Origin of the sequence: Clostridium tyrobutyricum (assembly GCF_019144085.1) — a bacterium.
GTDB lineage: Bacteria > Bacillota > Clostridia > Clostridiales > Clostridiaceae > Clostridium_B > Clostridium_B tyrobutyricum_A.
This window is the reverse complement of record NZ_JAHHUY010000141.1, coordinates 1-220: the sequence shown is the minus strand read 5'-3', so window position 1 is coordinate 220 and position 220 is coordinate 1. Positions and strand designations below refer to the sequence as shown.

1 protein-coding gene is annotated in these 220 nt (G+C 60.0%); it reads left to right on the top strand.

The annotated features are described in order from the left end of the window. A partial coding sequence (locus tag KM800_RS15345) for a CAP domain-containing protein (protein ID WP_217813849.1) occupies positions 1-220 on the top strand: 220 nt, incomplete at both ends.

Below are 220 nucleotides of genomic sequence, written 5' to 3'. Positions count from 1 at the left end.
AACCACACCAGCCAAGATGGGCGCACCTTTGACCAGCGCATTTCGGCGGCAGGCTACCCTTGGCGGCAAGTGGCCGAAAATATCTCGGCTGGGCAAGTCACCCCTGCCGATGTGGTCAGCGGTTGGCTGGCCAGCGCAGGTCACTGCAAAAACATCATGAGTGCAGGCCTCAAAGAATTGGGCGTGGGCTACGCCTACAACGCCAGCAGCACTTACCGCT